Source organism: Bacillus sp. 3255 (assembly GCF_031456485.1).
In the GTDB taxonomy this organism is placed as follows: domain Bacteria; phylum Bacillota; class Bacilli; order Paenibacillales; family NBRC-103111; genus Paenibacillus_E.
Genome location: NZ_JAVDUS010000003.1, coordinates 308,376 through 328,863, shown reverse-complemented (window position 1 = coordinate 328,863; position 20,488 = coordinate 308,376). Strand labels below are relative to the sequence as shown.

At 45.9% G+C, this 20,488-nt stretch carries 16 protein-coding genes; 2 read left to right on the top strand and 14 right to left on the bottom strand.

Annotated elements, in window-relative coordinates:
- Positions 1 to 11: 11 nt before the first annotated feature.
- A complete protein-coding gene (locus J2X61_RS06320; RefSeq protein WP_310186638.1) occupies positions 12 to 5,657 on the bottom strand; it encodes an Ig-like domain-containing protein in 5,646 nt (1,881 codons plus the stop codon).
- 649 nt (positions 5,658 to 6,306) lie between these two features.
- Positions 6,307 to 6,465 (bottom strand): hypothetical protein, encoded by a 159-nt coding sequence (locus J2X61_RS06315; protein WP_310186637.1) that lies wholly within the window; start codon positions 6,463 to 6,465, stop codon positions 6,307 to 6,309.
- Positions 6,466 to 6,741: 276 nt separating this feature from the next.
- On the opposite strand from J2X61_RS06315, the gene J2X61_RS06310 reads away from it, so the two are divergent.
- Both J2X61_RS06310 and J2X61_RS06305 read left to right on the top strand, forming a co-directional pair.
- A complete protein-coding gene (locus J2X61_RS06310; protein WP_310186636.1) occupies positions 6,742 to 7,080 on the top strand; it encodes a hypothetical protein in 339 nt (112 codons plus the stop codon).
- Positions 7,077 to 7,442: a hypothetical protein gene (locus J2X61_RS06305; protein WP_310186635.1), complete on the top strand. Its 366-nt coding sequence runs from the start codon at positions 7,077 to 7,079 to the stop codon at positions 7,440 to 7,442. Before J2X61_RS06310 ends, J2X61_RS06305 begins: the two co-directional genes overlap by 4 nt.
- A gap of 114 nt (positions 7,443 to 7,556) precedes the next feature.
- Here J2X61_RS06305 and J2X61_RS06300 read toward each other — a convergent pair whose 3' ends face one another.
- From J2X61_RS06300 to J2X61_RS06245, 12 genes are all read right to left on the bottom strand, one after another.
- Positions 7,557 to 8,024, bottom strand: a complete 468-nt coding sequence (locus J2X61_RS06300) for a hypothetical protein (RefSeq protein ID WP_310186634.1) — start codon at positions 8,022 to 8,024, stop codon at positions 7,557 to 7,559.
- A gap of 120 nt (positions 8,025 to 8,144) precedes the next feature.
- Entirely contained in the window at positions 8,145 to 9,338 is a 1,194-nt protein-coding gene (locus J2X61_RS06295) for a winged helix-turn-helix domain-containing protein (RefSeq protein ID WP_310186632.1), read from the bottom strand.
- A gap of 297 nt (positions 9,339 to 9,635) precedes the next feature.
- Complete coding sequence (locus J2X61_RS06290; protein WP_310186629.1) at positions 9,636 to 10,280, bottom strand: stalk domain-containing protein; 645 nt, start codon at positions 10,278 to 10,280, stop codon at positions 9,636 to 9,638.
- A 415-nt stretch (positions 10,281 to 10,695) separates the two neighbouring features.
- Complete coding sequence (locus J2X61_RS06285) at positions 10,696 to 12,153, bottom strand: sulfatase family protein (RefSeq protein WP_310186628.1); 1,458 nt, start codon at positions 12,151 to 12,153, stop codon at positions 10,696 to 10,698.
- Positions 12,150 to 13,502, bottom strand: coding sequence for a glycoside hydrolase family 27 protein (locus J2X61_RS06280; RefSeq protein ID WP_310186627.1), 1,353 nt, complete (start codon positions 13,500 to 13,502; stop codon positions 12,150 to 12,152). Before J2X61_RS06280 ends, J2X61_RS06285 begins: the two co-directional genes overlap by 4 nt.
- 78 nt (positions 13,503 to 13,580) lie before the next feature.
- The gene (locus tag J2X61_RS06275) at positions 13,581 to 14,162 is read right to left on the bottom strand and encodes a hypothetical protein (RefSeq protein WP_310186626.1); all 582 of its coding nucleotides are present in this window, start codon (positions 14,160 to 14,162) and stop codon (positions 13,581 to 13,583) included.
- A complete protein-coding gene (locus tag J2X61_RS06270; protein ID WP_274469233.1) occupies positions 14,143 to 15,012 on the bottom strand; it encodes a carbohydrate ABC transporter permease in 870 nt (289 codons plus the stop codon). Before J2X61_RS06270 ends, J2X61_RS06275 begins: the two co-directional genes overlap by 20 nt.
- Positions 15,009 to 15,896, bottom strand: a complete 888-nt coding sequence (locus J2X61_RS06265; protein ID WP_310186625.1) for an ABC transporter permease — start codon at positions 15,894 to 15,896, stop codon at positions 15,009 to 15,011. The genes J2X61_RS06270 and J2X61_RS06265 overlap by 4 nt, the downstream gene beginning before the upstream one ends.
- Positions 15,897 to 15,930: 34 nt before the next feature.
- Positions 15,931 to 17,466: a type 2 periplasmic-binding domain-containing protein gene (locus tag J2X61_RS06260; protein WP_310186624.1), complete on the bottom strand. Its 1,536-nt coding sequence runs from the start codon at positions 17,464 to 17,466 to the stop codon at positions 15,931 to 15,933.
- Positions 17,463 to 18,950, bottom strand: coding sequence for a sulfatase family protein (locus tag J2X61_RS06255; protein ID WP_310186623.1), 1,488 nt, complete (start codon positions 18,948 to 18,950; stop codon positions 17,463 to 17,465). The genes J2X61_RS06260 and J2X61_RS06255 overlap by 4 nt, the downstream gene beginning before the upstream one ends.
- Positions 18,929 to 19,297, bottom strand: coding sequence for a sugar phosphate isomerase/epimerase family protein (locus tag J2X61_RS06250; protein WP_310186622.1), 369 nt, complete (start codon positions 19,295 to 19,297; stop codon positions 18,929 to 18,931). The genes J2X61_RS06255 and J2X61_RS06250 overlap by 22 nt, the downstream gene beginning before the upstream one ends.
- Positions 19,248 to 20,381, bottom strand: a complete 1,134-nt coding sequence (locus J2X61_RS06245; protein WP_310186621.1) for a Gfo/Idh/MocA family protein — start codon at positions 20,379 to 20,381, stop codon at positions 19,248 to 19,250. Before J2X61_RS06245 ends, J2X61_RS06250 begins: the two co-directional genes overlap by 50 nt.
- Between the last annotated feature and the right edge of the window lie 107 nt (positions 20,382 to 20,488).

Below are 20,488 nucleotides of genomic sequence, written 5' to 3'. Positions count from 1 at the left end.
TTTGCGTCTTTTTATGGCTGGTGACGTCCTAAGTTCGTAAATGTATCTTTCGGGAAACTATCCCATTCTCCGAACGGGCTAAACGACTGGGATCCGGAAAGAATGCCCGATTTTCTAACAATGGTGCCTCCTTTAGGGAGAATAGACGGTGGAGCGATTGTAGGGTTCTCTACCGGATTCCCTATAACGTCAACAACTTGGCCGTCTTTCTTTAATACGAGAGCGTATAGAGTGTATCCATCTAAGCTAAAGAATGCCTCATCGTTATAATAAGCGGCGTTAGTGATATCAAAAAAGTCATAGAAATTGCTATTTATAATAATGTACGGCATCCCTGGGTAGAACGGCAAAAACGGCAAAGACCAAACTCGTGCTTTATTTGTTGAGTTCACCCATTGATAAAAAAACAATTCGTAACCCGTTTGCATGCCCGACATACCGTCATCCGGGTAATAGACCTGAATGGCTGCTCGTCCGTTGGAACCATCCACATAATCGGAAATAAACGCTTTACGTGTCGTCTGCTGTTCTATCATAAGTTTCACGCGCAGACCGGTATCATCACTAGCAGCAACAATTAAAGTGGAGCCGTTTGCCATGCCAGTTGTTAAGGTCAGCTGGTAATTGGATAGAATGCCTGACAATGGCTGTGGTATTACTTTGAGTTCTGTCGCTGGCTGGGTCGGGAAATAAGTCTTTATATCAAAGCTTATATTCTGTATGCCGGATTTGGTATTAATCGTTAACGTTTCAGCCTTCAAAACCCTTACCTTGAAGGATGTATCCACCGTTCCGCCCTTCCCGTCATTAGCTGTAACCGTGACAGTAGCCGTTCCCTTGCCATTCAATTGAAGCTGAAGATTATTACCGCTTACTGACGTGCCTACTAGCGAGCTGTCCGATGAGACAGCCGTATACGTAAGGGTATCCCCATCATTGTCCTGGAACAAGCTTGCTAGTGAAATAGGGTCGGTCGGGTCTCCCAGAATTAGCAGTTTATCCGCAATTGTCGAGGAAACTTCTGGTGCCTTGTTCGCGTCTTTAACTGTTACTTGGAAAGAAGTATTGGTGAATCCACCCATTCCATCATTGGTCGTAACCGTTATCGTACCCGTACCAACTCCTTGAGCAGTCAATGTAAGCTCATTGCCGGATATAGCAGTGTCGACAATGGCTGTATCAGAGGAGGTTGCGGTATACGTAAGCCCATCCCCGTCAGCATCCTGGAAAACTCCGGTCAATGAAATTGCATTCGCTTGAACACCTAACGTCAATAGCTTGTCACTGATAGAAGATGCAACAATCGGAGCTACGTTAGGCCGTTTAACAATCACTTTAAAGCTGCTCTTAAGCCAAGGATTTGTTCCGTCATACACGGAGGCAGTTACCGTAGTTGTTCCTATCAGTCCAGGACTAATGGACAACAAGCTTCCATTTAAAGATACGTCCGCCACGGAAGTATCATCCGATATTGCTTTAAAGCTAAGTACATCCCCCTCAGGATCAGTAAAATAATTAGCTAGGTCCATTGTAAGCGGAGGACTCCCCTGAACAACCGTCCGGGTTGGAACGGCACTCAGTACCGGTGGTTGGTTGGCTGCCGGATCCGTCACCAGCACATCGAATTGATTGTCAGTCTTGCCTCCAAAATCATCGTCAGCCGTTACTTGAACCGTTGCAAATCCAACCCCCGCAGCAGTTATCTGCAGGCTGGATCCGTATACTGCGGCCGTAACCGAATTGAGGTCCGAGGACAGTACACTGTAAGTGAGTTCGTCCTTATCAGAGTCGCTAAAATAAGAAGACAAATCCAGGTTAAGCGGTGAATCACCATATTGTAGTGTCTGATCATTAATAGGCAGCCCGATCGGTGCTGAATTAGGTCTAGGGATGACATTTACGTACACATCGGTAGTAACAGTGCCTCCTTTGCCATCCTCCGCCGTAACGCTAACTTTTGAGGCTCCAACCATAAGTCCCGTCAGCTTCAGCAATCCGTCTTCATTCACATATGCTGTAACTGTGCTTGGTTTTTCCGATACTGCTTTAAAGGAAAGGGTATCCTGATCAACGTCTTGGAACATCCCGCTCAGGCTGATCTCTGTTGAGAAGCTCTTCTCGAGATCTATTGGATCGAAGACCGTTGCAGTCGGTGCATGGTTGACTTCCACTTGGAGGTCCTTGCTCGATGAGCCACCCTTCCCGTCATTGGCAGAAACCGTCACGTTAATCGATCCTGTAGCTGCCTGCAAGGCGTTCAGATGAAGCTTGTTTCCGTCGTATACGGATGCCGTTACTGTACCTTCTTGAGACGATACAGCAGTATACGTGAGTTGATCCCCATCCGCATCACTAAAGATATTGCCCAGGTCTACCGTATACGGAACTCCAATAGTAACGGGAATGCTCTCAAGGTTACCGGCTACAGGATTATTATTAATGATCAAGTCCAACTCTGACGACACCGATCGGCCATACGTATCCTCTGCTGTAACAGTAACTTTGGTCGTTCCGCCAAGTAACGGAGTGACGGTCAGCTTGCTTCCGTTTACTTGCACCGTAGCCTTACTCAGATCCTGCGGGTTCGCTTTGAATGTCAGAGGTTGGCCTTCCGGGTCTGCAAAATATTTTTGAACATCCAGTTCTTTGCTTGGTCCGCCTTCAGTTAAATCGTTAATCAGCATATTATTAGCGATAAGCGGAGCTTGATTCACCTTAACATAGATTTCGCGCGTAACGCTTCCGCCCTTGCCGTCGTTAGCTGTAATCGTCACTTTCGATTCACCGCTCGAAGCGACGGTCGATAATAAAAGCTTTTTCTTCGCTGCATCCATTACTGAAACCACAATTTCGGGATGCTCGCTTTTTACTTCGTAGCTAAGCTCATCACCGTCCAAATCGGCAAATTTGTCTTCCAAATCAATCTCTATCGGATCTATCCCGATAGATATCATTTGTTCATTCAAATCAATCGAAGATGCTTTTGGCGCCTGATTGGATAGAACTTCGAATGACGTGGAGACAGAACCGCCCCTGCCATCTTCGGCAGTTACTGTAACTTGTGTTGATCCCGCCTTCTGCCCGCGGATGAGCAAATTCGTCGATCCCGGAGCGATATCCGCGCTGACGATAGACTCGTCCTTTACTTTGACTCGGTAATTGAGGTGATCACCGTTCTGATCACTGAACACGTCAGCGAGACCAACTGTCAATTCATTTCCGTTGATCGTTACAATTTGGTTGGCAATAATCTTGTCCGCCGATGGGTTACCATTAATGTCTACAGTTACCTCACACGTTACCGTTCTGCCGAATGGGTCCTCTGCCGTAACATTAACTTTTGTGGAGCCTGCATACAGCGGAGTGATAGTAAGCTTACTTCCTACCAAATCAGCTGTTGCCACATTTTGATCCTGTGAGTTCACCGCGAAGGTAAGCGCATTGCCTTCCGGGTCTTTGATATATTCAGTTAATTCAAGGCTAACTGATGGCCCTCCTTCAGTCATCTCTTTTTGCTCCGGTATCGGAGTAACGATTGCAGGCGCCTCATTGATATTCGCATTGAAGGATCGGGAACCTACGCCTCCATTACCATCCGCGGCTGTTACCGTAACTACTGCTTTTCCTGATGTTGCTTCCGTACTTAAGTAAAGCTTATTATCTTTCACCACTGTTGTGACCAAGTCGGAAGGAATCACCTTTGCCTCATATGTAAGAGGATTTCCCTCAGGGTCGCTAAATTTATCACTCAAATCAATGGCTACAGGCTCTTTACCTAAGGAGAGCAGCTGGTCAGGTATAGAGACCTCGCTTGCCTGAGGAGCGCGATTCCCATTAAAAACAGTAACACTTATTGAGGAGCTTGTTGTTTTCTTACCATCATTCGCTCCTAGAATAATCACCGCTGTACCTAAGGATATCGGTTTTAATGTAAGGTCCGTGCCATTCAGCGTTGCAGCGACAATCCCAGGATTTCTGGATGTGGCGGTCAGTTTAAGCGAGTCGTTATCCTGGTCCTGGAAAGTTTCTGATATACTAATGGTTTGTTCGCCGCCATACAAATTGATCTGCTGAGGGGCGACCGGCTTCGCTACAAGCGGAGCATGGTTTGTATTCGTTGAATTTGTAGTCGTTGTTGTTGTTGTTGTTGTCGTGGAAGTAGGCGTCGAGACGGTACCCACTTGCGAACTAACTTGGTTATAGTTGCTTACAACCGAAGAGACGCTTATATTTTCCGGAATCACAAGAGAATTTACCGTAGTCGTCGATCCCAAAGTAAGCTTGCTGGCGTCCGATACGATTTGGAGAGTACCTACGGATCCGGTGGTTGCTAGATTGACACTTGCACCTTCGGTTATTGTTAGTGTTGCAATATTCGATGTTCCAGACAGCGTTTTACCCTGTGTTCCAGACACCTCTAAGGTTGAGACTGCTGCGTTTAGGGAAACATTATTCGCACCGTCAGCAATAGTTAATTTTGGAATCGTAATATTACTATCAGCCTGGATCGTTGAGCTGCTGTTCACAGTAATCTGGGAAACGCTAGTTTGGCCGATAGGTTCCACTCTGACGTTCTGCTTGTTAATTTCCACGCTGTTTAGCGTCGCGTCTTGAAACACGACGGTATCCTGTGAACCGCCATTAACAAGGGTACTGCCGTCTACTCGAATGGACTCTGAATAGAAGTCGTTCTTTGCCTCTTCCCCTATCACTAGATCCTTTTTGATATACATATCTTTCAGGGTAATAAAATCCGCACCGATGTAGAGAGTTCCGTCGAGAACAGCTCCATGTCCATTAAAAACGAGGTTGCCCGTAAATTCTTTCTCCTCAGACCGCGGCTCCTTGCCACCCTTGGTTATTTCGAGAGAGGTAATTCTCTGTATCGTATTATGGTAGGATGTGAATGTAATAAATGCATCTTGCAGCACTGGATTGTTATCTTCGTTTAAAATCCCTTGTAAATATACAGGAATCTTATATGTTGTTCCGTTCAAAACAACAGAGTCCTTGGACACGTTCTGAACGACGGCAAAATTCTTATGATTAAGAATAAAGTTAAAAATAACTTGGACAGCTTCCTGCCTTTGAAGATTATCCTTAGGGTGAAAATTAACTCCATCTCCGACCATAATGCCGGACTCAATAGCCGCTTGGACATAGTCCTTAGCCCAATCGCTAACGGCTTCCTTATCTTGAACAGCTAAACGAACGCCTTGTCCATTCTTCAAATAATGGCCTATTCTCATAAGTATGGCTGCAATCTCTTCTCGGGTTATCGGTACATCCGCACCAAATTGATCCTCAGAAATTCCATTAACTACACCTAATTTATGTAATGTTTCAACGGCTTCATAAGCGTAATGTCCGACTGGTATATCGCTGAAGGAGTTGGTTGCACGAATCTCGCCGGTATCTAACTGAAGTGCGTGAACCAAGAGAAGAGCGACATCTTGTCTGGAAATCCTCCGAGAAGGCTCAAACAAGTGTTCGCCAGTTCCCGAGATGATACCATCCTTATACAATTTTATGATTGCTTCTTTAGCATAGGAATCTTGAATATCCGTGAAAGGCTGCTGGTCAGAAGCAAATGCCGGCACAGCCTGTACAGGCAGCATCAAACTAAACAGAGCTGCAAGCCAGTAATTTTTTTTCATTGGGGATGTGTCCTTTCTTCAACATCTTAAGTAAGGTTTCTTATACAGAAATCAAATAGCTGCCATGTCTGGTTCGACAATAATCGCGACCACTCCTCTTAATTTCGACATTATACGACATTATTGTTTAATCAAAAGAATAGGTCCTCTAATAAAGACCGAAAGACTAGTCTGAAAGTCGGTTGTTTTCCCTTGCTCGCAATCATCTCAACACTACCCTTCCCGTTCGTTTAAAAATGACATTCTTCACAAAACGAAAAAAGACGCCGGTGGCGCCTTCCATTTCGTTCCTATTAGATTAACGAAAAATATAAGTGGCTTATGAATATTTGAATCAGCAGAATAACCAAAACGGCGATCCAGCCGAAAAAGAAAAGACCTAAACAGGCACTAACCATTTGTTTCCCAAGAAGCCTCTAAATCTCAGCGCCGGGTCGCAGCCGGAATAGGTTTCACTTCTACTGGTACAGGTGATAAATGTAGAGCCCCATCCCATCCAAACAACCTTTGTCGATCAAGGCCCCACAACTTGGTAAGGAGATCGATAATTTTCTTTTTCGAGCGTATCATGTGCAAATTTTCGTGGGAAATAGCCCCCTCTTTCGATATTAAAAATAAAAACTCCCCAAATTCACGGGGAGTTCAAATTTTATTGTTGTGTATCAAAATTTGAGGCTGGGTTACCATAGCCATCGAGTTTTTCATCACCAATGATGTCGACAAACTCTTTTGTTCCTTCTGGAACGGAGAGAACATCCGATGCCTCAACAGATGCTTCAAGATTTTCATCAAGCATTTCTGTATCCATTTTTTCACTCCTTCAACGAATAATATTGATATTATGTACCAACGCTTATCAGCACATACTTTATTTTTTTTTATTTCCTCTCGATCGGTAAATTGATCTCCATGGATCTCAACAACTGGTTTTAAATTAATAATTATGATTATGTTTCACTCATCTATGCACTACATACAATCATTCGAAACCCCTATTCTAAGATGGCATCGCCCCAACTTTTTTTCATCTACTTCTCTACAATGGTAATATTAGTAACTCTCTATAATAGGGGGGAATTCGTTGATGAAACGACTCATTGCTTTAATGGCTTTCATGTTAACTCTTTTCTCTATCACCGCATGCTCGTCGGAAACAAAAACGACCACAGCCAATCCGAAATCGAATAAGGTTCTTTTTATAGGCGGTGAAGTCGGGGACCCCTTCCTCATTCAACGGCTAAAGAAAATGGGGATGGAAGTCACGGCTAAAACCGGTAAAGAAGTTACGGCAGAAGATGTAAAAAATGTTGGTTTGATCTATATTAGCTATACGGCCAAGCCCAGTGACCTCGGAACTAAACTCGTAAGCACAACCGCTCCTATTATCACATCGACTCGAAGGTGGCAGCCCTTCATGGAATGATCAAGAACCAGGATCAAGCGGGACAATTTGTCCATGAACAAGGCATTAAGACGATTGAGATTGTAAATGAAAAGCATCCGATTGCCTCCGGCTTTAAGGGCAGATTGGATGTGTACACTAAAATAAGCAACACGGAATATGCCACCCCCGGTGAACAAGCCGCAGTCATCGCTACAGCTCCGGATGATAAGTCCAAGGGAATGATTTTCGCATACGACAATGGTACCAAAGACGCGAACGGCGAAGTCGCGCCTGCTCGGCTCGTATACTACTACGTTTTTTATGACTCGGAAGGGAAAATCTCGGATGATGGGTGGAAAATCTTCGAATCCACGGTCAAATGGGCCTCAGGTATGCAATAGAGTTTTTGCTAGCAAAAAGCCGGGCCCCTATTAGGAGGGAACCCGGTCGCTTGATGCGACGGCGATAGTAGCGTCATAAAAACAGACCCGACCGATATCTTGTTGGGTCTGTTTTTATGTCGAACCTGAGGAATCCGGTACGTCCGGACCATCGACGATATCGATCACACCGATAGCCAGAATGCTGATAGCGGCAGCTTTTCCCAGCTTTTTCAGGCCGTCTTTCAACCGTGCTTTATCGCTGTCCTTGAAGCCTGTCACGACATCTTTTCCGCTCTCAACCACATACTCGATTCCATGGCCAATTCCTCTTGCCGTCGTAATTGCCGTTTGTTCAAGCTCATGAAGTCCAGCCTTCGATTGCTGCTTATCCGTGGTAATTAAGCCTGCGCCTAAATCCCATACACCGCTCGCTGCATGGCCTGCGATCTCACCCGTTTTGGCCGTGACCTGTTCTACATCATTCCCAATTTCCTTTATATAATCACTGCGAACAAGCTCCCCTGCCACACGGACAGTTCCTCCAAGCACTTTGCCTGTCACATGGCCTGCCAGCTTGCCTAAATCCTTCAGAAAATCCATCTCAAGCACCTCCGTACATCAGTATATGCTGTATTACGAATGTCGAAACACTTGGTTGCAATGCATAAAGGAATGGCAGCTTCTTAGTCACCGATGGAAGGTTACCTGGGACTGGGTATGTCAATCCATAGAATTTATCAAAATCCTGTCGCATCCGTTGAATAATGCAAAATTTCGGAAACAATTGTTCAAGGCTGTTCGCAATTGCTTTGTTGGCTTTATGTTGTTCTCGTACCAGATGTTTTTGACAACTAGCGTCCCTGCTTTTCGCTCCGCGATTACCTCGGCTCGTCCGATGAAGCTTTCTCCGTATATTATAGGCAACACATAATAGCCGAATTTACGTTTGATTGCAGGCGTGTAAATCTCCCAAGTGTAATCGAATCCGAACAATTCGTTGATCAGTTTTCTGTCCCAAATGAAATTATCTAGTGGGGCAATCAGCTCGCATCGCCATTTTGACGCCGGTTTTTGCAGGACAGCTTCAATCAACGGCAAGTCCTCCACGCGGCAGTACAGGATATCCTTCATTTGATGCACGGCAACAGCAACAATGCGAGCTTCGTGCAACAGCAGGCGGAAAACCTCATTGCGCTGCTCCGCTTTCAATCCCCATATATTCAGCCAGGCATCGGATGCACGATTCCATAATAGGCCAACAGCGCCGATTCGACGCAGTACCCGCCACTTGTGATGCTCAAGCTCGCTCTCCAGCGGCTCCGGCGCATTCAGCAGAGTTGGCTGTATGTACTTCCCGGCGATATCGTAATACTTTCGCGTTCCTTTTTTGTGATGGATAATCAACTCGCCTGTCGAGTACATCTGCTCCAGCACCGAGCGGGTTGAATTGTTTCCGCTGCTCCAGTGGATGGCCGATTGCCAAGCGAAATTCCCATCCAATTTTAGATCATCTGAACTTAGCGCACCGTGATCTTGGATGTAAGCCCGTACTTGCTCTATCAGCGCTTCCATTTCGGGATAGCGCTTGGCATGTTCTCGGGCGGCCTGCCTGTACCGTTCAAAATACGGCCAGTCCTCGACAGGGATAATGGCCAAGTTCTTGTCGGGATAATCGACAAGGCTTCTATCTTGATACAGCAACTCGTTGAGCATGTTCTTGGTAAAACCTTTTATTCGCGACTGCAACACCAGTTCGGCGTTTTTACCGCATACATCGATAGGATCGTATTGAATACAGCCGACCTGCCGCACAAAATCCAATACTCCCTGCTTTCCGGCAAATTGATATTCACCCAACAGCCCGTGCTTCAATAGCAGAAATTGCCGCGCCTGGCTGTTCGTCAACTGGATCATGTACATCGGCTCCTCCGTTGGAAAATACAAAAAAACAAACACGTGTTCCTAGTAAATGTTACCATTGTCTCGCGCATAATAACAAGAGCGATTTAAAATAAACTCCGACTAGCGCAGCAAGGCTGCCGAATCGTTCGGCAGCCTCTAACTTATCTTCTCCTGTATGAAACAAGGGACAGCTGCCGCGGCAATCTGTCCCTTGTATTTGCGCGATCGGTCCTCGTTAGCTCGATACCACTGTGTCTGCATATTCTCTAGGCCGTATACGGCAAAGGGTAATCTTTTCTTGAGATTGGATTACTTCATCGGTTGAATCGGATTGCTCTTCAAGATGTCTTCCACTTCTTGGTAGCCATCAAGGTATGCAAAGTTATAACGCGCCGGAAGTGCGAACACGTATTTGTCATTGCGCATCAGTTCGCTTGGGCCGATAGGCGCTGCGCCAATGTGGAATTTCTCCTGCTGAAGCTCGTTCCATTGGTCGACAGTAAAGACGAGTATAGGGATATCCTGTCTAGGCTTTTCAGCGGTCCATTCGGGATGGCGGATGCTGAGTTTCGCGCCGCTGACCTTATCGCCTTGGGCATCCCCTACAGGAAGACCCTCCCATTTGTCCGTTACGATCGTGTACCCTTTCCAACTGTCCGGCAGCGTGAAACGGAAGCCATATTGGGTATTCTCATAGATGGTTTGGCCTACTTGACCCGGTTGTCCCGTAATTCTAATCTCCCGTTTGTCTTCATCCCACTGTACATTAGCTCCAAGTGACTCAGAAACAACCCTCAAAGGAACATAGCTGGATCCATCTACGATCTGCAAATCCGCATTGATTATTTTCCCGTTAATAAATAATTTAATGTCCGTTGCCGCATATGCTCCAACAGCAATAGATGCTGCGATAACACCCGTAAGTCCAAGTGCAATTAATAATTTCTTCTTCAAGTAAATTCCTCCTCACTTTGTTTCCCATCATTTCTCTAAATGCTTACGCAGTTTCTATCCCCTCGTTGAGCTTAGTTCGCTTACAATACCTCAAACGTAGAATGGATTCAAATTGTTGCAAAAAATTTTTATCCATTGCATAAATGTATTGTTACTTTGCCGCCATAAGGCAAATTATTTACTTTATTCTTGAATACAAATTTCATTCCAGGTTTGATTAAATGATTCGGTGCAATATCGGCAGTTGTATCTCTTGAAAATACTCCCCATAATCAATGAATTCATATGCCTTCCCTTAATCAGCTTTTGTTGAAGTCTCCACGTTAAACGACCTGTTTCTTCAATGAAAACGGTAACCGATCGTCTGCCGGCTGCCGTGGTGTTCCTAGAAATTTCTTCAATGATATTGAGTGTTTTAGTGCGTTGCTTTCGCATCCTTTATGAGCTTCACCACCTCATATTTCGGCTTTCGCAATCCCTGAAGAAACGTTTTGATGGCATGCAGATGTTCCTGAACGACAGGCTGTAACAATTCTTCATAAGCAAGATTTCGCGTTTCTTCCGGATCATCATTCATATCGTACATAACATATCGCTGCTCGGGAGCTTCTAGGTTATACTGAATGAACTTCCAGCGTTCCGAACGTGCCATAACCTGCATAGGTATGCCGTCAACACTGTTTAACCCCTGTACACTGAATGTGAATGTCTTCTCTGTTTGATTATGATGGCTGTCTCCACTGCTGATCACGGGACCCGATAAATCAGTGCCGGTAATATTATTCGGCAGATGATCCTGCGTACCTGTCAGACCCGCAAGTGTTGGAAACAAATCGACATGATTGATCAGCTTGTCATTCACTGTACCAGCAGGAACGACACCTGGCATCCGTACAATAAGCGGTATACGAGCTGAGGAATCATACATCTGATTTTTAAGCCAAAGCCCCTTTTCACCGGCCATATCACCATGATCAGAGAAGTACATAACCAGTGTATTCCCCGTAAGCCCTAGCTCATCTAGGGTATCAAGCAGTTGATTGACATTATGGTCCATCCAGCTAATACTGCCGTAATACCGCGCTCGCGCCAACCTGTTCATCTTTTCCGTATTTTGAAACCATCCGGCCTGCTCCGCCATTTTATATACGATCGCATTGCTCTCCAATTCACCAGGGATGCTCTCTGGCAGATCAATCTTGTCAGGGTCATACATATAATAATAATCTTGACCCGTATTCCAATACCAATGGGGTTGAACGAACGAAACATGCAAGAAAAATTTCTCCGCTTGATGCTCCGTCAAGTATTGAATCGCCTCTTTCAACATAATAGCATCGGTTTCTAACGACTCATCGCTAACGACTTTACCATGCAGCCGTGAGGGTTGTTTCCCTCCAGCCCGAATATCGGTTATGGCGTCGAATATCAGCTTGTCATCAGGATCGAATTGCGGTGGATTGGCGGCTCTGCTCGCTTTGATCTCGTCTGAAAAGTGCTCCGTACTGTATCTATAATCATAGCCGTAATCGTAGGATTCATGATTGGTATGCATTTTACCAATACAAGCCGTCGTATACCCATGCTTTTTAAAATGATGCGCCCATGTCTGGTTTCGTTTATCAAACACATGTGCGTTACTGAGTTGACCGTGCTCCATCGGGTATTGCCCCGTGATAAAACTTTGCCGGGTAGGGGCACAGATCGGGTAAGCGCAATAAGCTTTTGTGAAAAGCGTCCCCTCTCTGGCCAGTCGATCAAGGCCTGGTGTACGAATAATAGGGTGGTTCGCGCAGCCCATAAGCTTGGCGTTATGTTCATCCGATGTAATAACAAGAATATTCCAATTATTAATTGCAGCTTCAGACGTCATACCAATCCATCCCTTCCTTGGAATTGTAGAAACAAAACGCCATTCGCATCAATCTGCGTTTCTATTTGAGCTCCATCATAGTTCATAGCAGGTTCCTCCCAAAGATTTCGCAGTTGATAGACGGATGCTTGCAACAAGGAGAGCTCTTGCAGCGTAATCTCAACAGACCTCAGCTCTCCCGTACGGTTAAAAACACCGAGCCATCCCTCTGTGAGACTGCCCTTTTTCAAAGCAGACCAAACCTCTATCCCTTCTTTGTGATAAACTCTTTTTCCCATGACGCCGTTTTGATTGCAAGCAATCATATCGGGATTCGTCAGTAGTGCAAACGAAAACTCATCCGTTGTGGGCAGTGCACCTCCCATGAATAAAGGAGAGGCAGCAAGCGCCCTCATCGTAATGAAGGTTAGCTTCTGGCTGCGGTTTAACCCGCTCATGCGTTCGGATCCCTTTCCGCTAAACAGCTCTTCCTGATGTGATTTCGTAGAGTCAACGTCTTGTTGTTTCACTTCAGGTCTCCATACACTCAGATGACCGAAAGGAATCATGTCCATATCCAGCCAAAAGCCTTCCTTCCGAACGTCGTTAAATTCCAGCCACTTGTCGAAGGCCCTATCGATATCACGTTGATTATCCCAGACATCCTTGGTCGTCCTTAGCATATTTGCCGTGCTATAGGTGTCCATCCGTTCAAGGATCGTCTGGCCCCCAGGTGAGAGGCTTAGTACGATATCACGACCGCTCTGCTCGATTGCTTTCACGATAGCCTCTATTTCACGAGGAAAGCCGGTAATATCATCAGCCTTGATGAAATCCACCCCCCATTCGGCGAGTTGACCAATCCAAGCGTTATAAAATGGCTGTGCACCAGGTTTATCCATATCGATACCATAGTTATAATGGCACCAAACACAGGTATCCGCCGTATTAGCAATGTCTGCAGCCCGATATGGCGTACCGTAGATCGGCAGGTTCTGTTCGACGGCTTTTCGGGAAATACCACGCATGATATGTAGGCCGAATTTGAGTCCCAGCTCATGAGCACGTTCGATCAATGGCTGCAGACCGTTCGGAAAATAACAATGTGAGGGTAAATACCTTCCGTATTCATCGATTCTTACATCGCTAGCATGCTTAGCTGTCGGAAAGCTATAACCTGGAGCAATCTCATATTCTGCAAACCAACCATTGTCGACAACGAAATATTCATAGCCGGCGCTCTTCAGTCGCTTCGCCATAACCTCCAAGTTATCGAACAGCACTTCCTCGGATGCCGCGCATCCATAACAATCGAAGCTATTCCATCCCATAGGAGGGGCGGGTGTTAAGGTGTGTTGCTTCTTTGCCAATGGTTTCAAGTGAATAATCCCCTTCCCGCTATTTTAAAAAACTCCCCCCTGCTGCACAGAGGAAGAGCATTAACCGCTTTATTGATAAACCGTAGGGAGTGTCTGGTACAGTCCGCCTGCTTTATCCGTTGAGGTTACCTTCGTTTGTAAGAAATCCACCACATCGTTAATCCGATTAGCGTTATATAACCAATAAATATAATTCAGATGCAGTTTATCGTGGCCGAAGTTATACAAATCGTTAATAGTAGCAGGGATTGTTTTGGCATCATCTTGGAAATAATCCGCTGATTGAACGGCAGTACCGAGTGGTACGATGCCTGCCAGTGTCTGTCCTTGAACGCTGCTATAATTCCATGCATTGGCATAATAGGAATAAGCGCCCGGTGCGGTGTTGGTTCCGATTAAGCTGGTGTTAATGGCGGAATATGCTTTAATATCTGGACCACCAGAACCAACCCCATTCGCAAGTTCCGCTGCAAAAAGCCCGCTAAGACTTTGTTGCGGAAAGTTGGTAAATTGGATCGTTACCGTATTCGGGAATGCGGCTTTGAGTGCGGCAATTTCGTCGCTTATCAGGGATAGCAAAAGTGCTGGTTTCACTTTAACATTTTGTCTATATAAACCATGTAAAAAGGCTTTACTCCTTGATTGATCCAACCAGCGCGCCTTTAGCGAAATATTTCTGCAGAAAAGGATAGACTACCACAATAGGCAGCATAGCCACTAAAATTGCCGCCATTTTCACATTATTACCGATCGATGTGGCCATCTCTTCCTCGAGGGAACTCTGGGATCCAATCTCAGCCGTTCCTCCCACAACCATCTGGCGTAACAGCACCTGAATCGGCCATTTGCTCGCATCACTCAGGTAAATCACAGCACCAAAAAATTCATTCCAATGATGAACCATGAAGAACAATGAAAAGGTCGCTAGAATCGGCTTAGATAACGGCAATACGATTGACATCATAATGCGAATCTCTCCTGCCCCGTCGATTCGAGCTGCTTCTTCCAAACTCTCCGGTAAAGTTTGAAAGAAAGTTTTCATGACTAGAACGGTAAACGCATTTGTTGCTCCTGGCAGCAGCAAAGCCCAATACGTATTAATCATACCCAGCGACTTGATCAGTAAATAATGAGGAATCAGTCCTCCACCGAACAGCATGGTAATGAAAACAAACATCAGCATACTCCGACGTCCCGGCAGTTTCTTCTTAGACAACGCATAGGAGAGCGAAATGGAAACGAATAAATTAATGAATGTTCCTACGACAGAGATGTATACCGAGTTACCTAACGACCGTACGAAGCGATTCGTGGAAAACAGATATCGGTAAGCATCCAGCATAACGTCTTTGGGAATAAAATAGAAATGCCCGCCTGCGGATTCCAGTGTGGAGCTGAGAGATACCGCGATCATGTACAGAAACGGAACGACCACGCCCAATCCTAACATTAAGAACATAGCGGCATTGCCAAGATCAAATAGGGAGGTTTGTTTACTCAAAATATCCCTTCCTCCCCTATCGCTTTGGCAGCTTTATTAGCCAATAAAACTAAAATCAAACCAACGATCGATTTAAACAACCCCGCTGCAGTGGCAAAGCTATAATCCCCGCCAAGCAACCCTACACGATATACATAAAGATCAAACACATCGGATACTTCCAGATTCATCGCATTGGACATGAGAAAGATTTGCATGAAATTCGATTCCAATGAATGTCCAAGACGAAGCAACAGCAGAATGACAAGGGTGCTGCGAATGCCGGGCAGCGTCACATGCCAAATGCGACGCCATCTCCCGGCACCATCTACGGTAGCCGCTTCGAATAACTCGGGATTTACCCCTGCTATTGCGGCAAGAAAGATGATCGTCCCCCAACCCAAGTCTTTCCATATGTGCTGCAGCACCGTCATCGAACGAAACCACTCATTGCTGATAAGAAACGGAATGGAATCTTCGCCACCAATATAATAATTGATTACACCGGAAGGCCCGAAGAATACCAATGTGATTCCCGCTATAATAACCCAGGAAATGAAATGCGGCAGGTACAATATCGTTTGTATAAGCCGCTTATAGATCATCCACCGGAGCTCATTAAGCATGATGGCGATAAATAAAACAAATGGAAAATAAAAGAATAAATGATACAAACTAAGCAGCAGCGTATTTTTCAGCAAGAGAGGAAAATCATCATGGGTCAGAAAGTTGCGAAAGTGCTTCAAACCGACCCATTCGCTTTTGAAAACTCCCAAGAATGGGCTGTAATCCTGAAAGGCAATCCATACCCCCCACATCGGAAAGTAATGAAATACTAAGAAATAGATTATGCCCGGAGCGGCCAATACATAGAGCCATGCATTGCTTCTCCACTTTACTGCCATCAGTGTTTACCTCTCTTTGTCTTGGTTAGCTTCATTATTGCTTATAAAGCTCCATTAGCTCTTTTCCAATTTGGTTGCCGCTGTTCTGCTGCCAAGATGCGATTTCTTTCTGTACGACATCCCATCCAGCTTGCCCGGTCACATATTTGACCGCCGATGCATCGACCTTCTTCTCATGATCTGGATTTTTCTGGTCGGTAGGCGAGATTAACCCGGAGAACGTATCCAGTACGCCGATCTGTTTAAAACTGTCCAATATGCCACGTTGCAGTTTGTTCACCTGCGGATCCGTTGAATTCGCGTAGTTATAAGGGTCAAGCGGCCATAACAGCAAGAAGGTTGAAGGCTTTTCCTTTTCGCTAAGTTTCTCTTGTTCCGGAGTTCGAATGACGATCCCATCTTTTATGTCAGTGGAGTGGACGCCTTTAATCCCGCCATTGCGGTAATACTCATATTCAGGGGCCGCTTGAGCATTCAGAAATTCGACAATCCGCTCCGCTTTCTCTTTCGATACCGTAGATGGAATCACCCACGAACCGAAGAAGCCCAAGCTTTGATTGACGCCTTTTTTTCCGCCAGGTCCTTCAATTGTAGGCAGAACGACCATTTCAGCCTTCGGGTCTACAGTCTTGAGTTTGTCATAGTTGTTACTGCCAAGCAAACCTACATGGTAGATTAACGCACCTGCTTCGCCTGCCAGAAATTTATCTTTATTCTGTTGATTTTTGAGCAAAGTAGCGTCTTTATTGAACAGCTTTTCGCTCCAAGCCAGCTTCAGCCAATCCAGGTAATCCTTATATTCCTTCGTCTCCAAAGCGTATACCGCTTTATCATTCTCAATTCTGTAGTTATTTGGCATGCCAAATGCAAACTTAATCGGTGCCATTCCGCCAAAAACAGACTTGGCGTCATCCGCCCCGGCAGCGAACGTTACGAAGGGAATGGTTTTCCCCCCACCAACGGGGTCTTTATCACGGAATACACGCAAGGCATTCGTAAACTCAGCCATCGTTTTCGGTACACTTAGGCCATAGCGGTCAAGCCAGTCTTTACGCATGATCACATTGGCTGAACCGTTCCCATAAGCGTATTGTGGTCTAGGAATAGCATAAATCTTATGATTGACACTGGATGCTTTCCATGCCGTTTCGGGAATGTTTTGCTCCAAATTCTTTTTCCCCTTGACTAAGGAAGTCAGATCGTAGAATGCGCCTTGTTTTGCCAATTTTTCGAATTTAGGGTCCTTAATACCTGATTTCAAAAGGATTAAGTCATACTGGTCCAAGCTAGCCATCGTGACATTCAGCTTCTCATCATAAGTCGAAGCTGGCACTAATTCCATGGAGAGCTTCACATTGTGTTTCTTCTCAATAAATTCCTTAGCTTGGTTACCTTCCATCGGAGGCTGATCTTCGTAATGGATGGTCATAACTTTGATTGATACGGGTTCTTGAGCTTGTTCGGCTACAGCCGAAGAACGATTCTCTTTGCCTCCCCCAGCGCAGCCTGTTAATGCTCCTATGCCTAGCACAGCGGTGAGACCTAGGTGTATCCATTTATTCGGTTTCATTCTTTTACTCCTCTCAAGTTCCTTTGTACGGTTTTACCAATGGCACACGCCGGTCCCCATTCTGCTAATGCCACTGTCGGATATTGATTGAAGATGACATCCCCTGCATCAGCGGCTTCTCTCCACATCGCCATCCACAATGATCGTTTAATTTCCTGCAGCTCCGGTTCATCCGCCATATTGATAAGCTCGTAAGGATCCTCTTGCAAATCGTACAACTCATCGACATCCGTCGGATTATAGATCAGCTTATAGCGTTCCGTTCGGACGATTCGCTGCATGTAATACACTTCTACACCGTTGCATTGTGTGAACAACGCATTTCTCCACATTGCCGGCTCCTTGCCGTCCAACCAATCCGTCAGGCTGAGTCCCTTTGAATCCGATGGTATGTACATTCTTGCATCAGCTACGTCCAGAAAAGTCGGTGCAAAATCCATGATACTTGTCAGTGCATCGATCTTTCTCCCCGGTTGTGTGATTCCGTTAGGCCAGCGAAGCACACAAGGTAGTCGGTACGTTTCCTCGAAAGGACTGACTCCTTTTAAATACAAGCCGTGCGCTCCGGCATTTTCACCATGATCAGACAAGAAGACCACGAGGGTATCATCTGCTTGACCCGTTCGGTCCAAAGCCTCGAGTACTTCTCCCAACAGGTCGTCAATCATCGTGCAGTAACCCCAGTAATAAGCAATGGATTCTGTAACCTCTTCCACGGATAATTGATCCCAGATCTTGCGCATTCGTCGGTATATCCCAGGCTTGTTACGAAGGGAATCGTAATAATTCGGCGGAAGCGGGATCTCAGTTGGATTGTAGAGCCGAGCATACTTATCGGGGATTTGAAAAGGATCATGTGGTCCCGTTACCCCCACATACATGCACCATGGTGTATCGTCTTCGTTCAACTTTTCCAGTTGTTCAACCGCACGTTTGACCACTTGATAATCTCTCGTTTTCTCATACTCCACTGTCGAAGTGCCGTAAAGCTTGTAATTGCCCCAGCCTGGTCTTACAATTTCTCCTTGTTGCCTTGGTTCGTTCTGATCAATGTATTCTTTTTCCTGCCAACCTGCTATGGTGGTACCCATCACCACATCCATTCCTGCCGTTACGAACAGCTCTTCCCAGCCTCGATCTACGGGATTTTCTTCCGCAGAAATATGCCATTTGCCAGAATAGTAGAGCTGGTACCCTGCCGACTTGAGGCCTTCTGAGAATGTCGTGACGCCCGGGTAAAGCCCACGACGTAACGCTGCTGGATTGCACACATTATTATGAATGCCATGCTGCGAAGGATATTTCCCTGTCATGAAGGAGGCGCGAGAAGGACAGCAGTGCGTCATAGTCGTATATACATTCGTGAACGTAAGGCCATTTTCCGCCAAAGCTCGAACATTCGGCATCTGACAAGGATGATTTGGAGCGATGACCCCTGCTTGTTGCTGATCAGTCATAAAGATCAAGATATTGGGTTTGCCCACCTGTCCTCCTCCTTCATATCATCTACCCAACTTAGGTCTCTAGAAAGGCGTATCGATTGGGAATAACTGATTGCCACGCTGTCCATTGCCGAGCCTTTGCATTGATCCTGCTCGACTACATACCCTTCGATGCCATGCTTCTCGCCCCATTCGAGAATAGGTTTGAAATCAATACTTCCTGTTCCAATTTCAGTGAATTCCGCATTGTCCCCTCGCGTCATATCCTTTATGTGAATGTAGGGGATTCGATTCGGATATTGCTTTATGAAAGACATAGGGGCAATTCCGCTCTTCTGCTCAAATTCTTTCCGTAACGTATGCAGTTGAAGGGCGAATTTCTGTTTCAAGGCGGTTTCCTCTCTCCTCATCCAGCCTGACTTCTCTGCCTGTTCGAGCTGATTCATATAACGCGCACAAAATACGTATCAAGTCAACGCCATGTTCTGGCCTTATGATAGGCTCCGCTCTCTCTTGCAGGACGTCAATAAAATGATGTAGATGCTTCGCGTGATTGCCACCTGTCTTCGCCTTGGATAAATCAGGTACCGTTATGCACATTGTATTCGCAATTTCCGAGTAGAGCTTCACCTCTCCTTTGCGCAGCGAGAATCCTGCCTTGGTACCCCGCAGCTCTACAAAAGACTCCTCCTGCTCGACATTTGAAGCCCAGCTGAATTCAAGCTGCAGCGTCTCCCCATTATGAAAGCGTATGAATCCAGACGCCAAATCCTCCACATCATAGGTCCCGTCTTCCTGCTTCTCGCCATAGCCGCTATGTATGGAATCCGACAAGGTGGTTTCCGCAAACTTCGCATAGGTTGCTCCTACAACACTGACTGGCTTCGGATTACCCATCAGCCATATGGCAACATCGATGAAATGAACGCCTAAATCGATAAGCGGTCCGCCACCGGAGATCTCGCGTGTCGTAAACCAGCCGCCTTTACCGGGGATTCCGCGTCTTCGCAGCCAACCGCAGCGGCCCGTGTACGCTTCGCCTAGCAGCCCTTGATCAATAAACCGTTTCAGAAACTGTACGCCTGGCGCAAACCGATTATTGCGCATAGCCATGAGATGCTTGCCTGACTGTCTGGCCGCTTCGACCATTTGAAGCGCTCCTTCAACATCAATGGCATCAGGCTTCTCAGTAAACACGTGTTTTCCTGCATGTAAGCCTTCAGTGGCTATAATCGCGTGAAACGCATTCGGCGTGCAGATATCGATAAAGTCGAGATCCTCCTGCTTGAGAAGCTCCCGATAGTCGGTATATACACTAGGGACATGAAACTCTAGTGCCGCGCGCTTCGCTTTTTCAAGGATAGTATCACACAGTGCGGCAATTTCTACCTCAGGATGAGCGCGGTAGGCCTCAAGATGAATGGCAGCTACATGGCCGATCCCGATCACGCCAACTTTCAGTTTCTTTTTCATGCCCGAACCCCCTCTCCCGTTTAACCAAAACCACTAAAACACAGAGAACTACTTGGTATTACAAGTTTAACGGATTGAAGCGCGAATGGTAAATGTCATTTTGATTG

What these genes read in the sequence shown, in the direction of transcription:
- J2X61_RS06320 (WP_310186638.1), bottom strand. Translation starts at nt 5,657, where the DNA reads ATGAAAAAAAATTACTGGCTTGCAGCTCTGTTTAGTTTGATGCTGCCT.
- J2X61_RS06315 (WP_310186637.1), bottom strand. Translation starts at nt 6,465, where the DNA reads ATGGATACAGAAATGCTTGATGAAAATCTTGAAGCATCTGTTGAGGCA.
- J2X61_RS06310 (WP_310186636.1), top strand. Translation starts at nt 6,742, where the DNA reads ATGAAACGACTCATTGCTTTAATGGCTTTCATGTTAACTCTTTTCTCT.
- J2X61_RS06305 (WP_310186635.1), top strand. Translation starts at nt 7,077, where the DNA reads ATGATCAAGAACCAGGATCAAGCGGGACAATTTGTCCATGAACAAGGC.
- J2X61_RS06300 (WP_310186634.1), bottom strand. Translation starts at nt 8,024, where the DNA reads ATGGATTTTCTGAAGGATTTAGGCAAGCTGGCAGGCCATGTGACAGGC.
- J2X61_RS06295 (WP_310186632.1), bottom strand. Translation starts at nt 9,338, where the DNA reads ATGATCCAGTTGACGAACAGCCAGGCGCGGCAATTTCTGCTATTGAAG.
- J2X61_RS06285 (WP_310186628.1), bottom strand. Translation starts at nt 12,153, where the DNA reads ATGACGTCTGAAGCTGCAATTAATAATTGGAATATTCTTGTTATTACA.
- J2X61_RS06265 (WP_310186625.1), bottom strand. Translation starts at nt 15,896, where the DNA reads ATGGCAGTAAAGTGGAGAAGCAATGCATGGCTCTATGTATTGGCCGCT.
- J2X61_RS06260 (WP_310186624.1), bottom strand. Translation starts at nt 17,466, where the DNA reads ATGAAACCGAATAAATGGATACACCTAGGTCTCACCGCTGTGCTAGGC.
- J2X61_RS06245 (WP_310186621.1), bottom strand. Translation starts at nt 20,381, where the DNA reads ATGAAAAAGAAACTGAAAGTTGGCGTGATCGGGATCGGCCATGTAGCT.